Below are 1,012 nucleotides of genomic sequence, written 5' to 3' on the forward strand. Positions count from 1 at the left end.
GACCGGCATACTGGCGCAAGAGAAATTCGCCGGTAAAATGCAGTTCGCACCGAGTACGCTCAACGGCGTTCCGCTCAGCGGCAAAGCCGACGTCGCCTATGAAAACAAACACCTCTCGCGCGCCCTGACCGACCTGACCCTCGGCAGCAACATCGTCAAAACTAACGGCAGCTTTGGCAAAAAAGGCGACCGCCTCAACCTCAACATTACCGCCCCCGATTTGTCGCGTTTCGGCTTCGGCTTGGGCGGCCTGCTCAACGCGCGCGGCTACATCTCCGGCAGTTTTTCAGACGGTCTCAAAACCCTTGAAGCCGATTTGAACGGCGAAGCGCGCAACTTCAAAGTCGCCGATACCGTCAACATCCGCACCCTCGACTTCAAACTTAAAGGTTCGCCAGATACCAACCGTCCGTTGAGTGCCGATATTAAAGGCGAACACATCGCCGTCTCCGGCGGCGCGGCCATGATTGACAACGTCAACCTGCTCATCAGTGGCACAGGCTCGCACCACCACATCCGCGGCAACAGCAGCATGGCGGTGGACAACAAACGCTACAAGCTCGACCTCGACGCCACCGGCGGCCTCAACAAAGACCAAACCCAATGGAAAGGCACGGTTGACACGCTCGATATCAACGGCGCGTTCAACCTCAAACTGCAAAACCGCCTCAACCTCGAAGCCGGCAGCGAACGCGTTTCCCTCAGCAGCGCACGCTGGGCGGCTATGGGCGGCAGCCTCAACCTGCAAAATTTCGTTTGGGACAAGAAAGCCGGCATTACCAGTAAAGGCAGTGCACAAAATCTGCACATTACCGAATTGCACAACTTCTACACCCCGCCTATCGAACACAACCTCGTTTTGGGCGGCGACTGGGATTTGGCGTACAGTCAAAACGCGCGTGGCTTCCTCAACATCAACCGTCAAAGCGGCGACATCATCCTGCCGGGCAAAGACCCGAAAAACAAACAGCCTTTGGGACTTTCCGCGCTCGCCCTGCGCACCCGTTTCCAA

General features: G+C 57.1%; 1 pseudogene. It reads left to right on the forward strand.

Annotation, left to right across the window (positions count from 1 at the left end):
* A pseudogene (locus ACTHUM_RS15170) lies at positions 1-1,012 on the forward strand (translocation/assembly module TamB domain-containing protein); the annotation flags it as partial.

It is taken from the genome of Neisseria sp. P0021.S006, assembly GCF_051956895.1.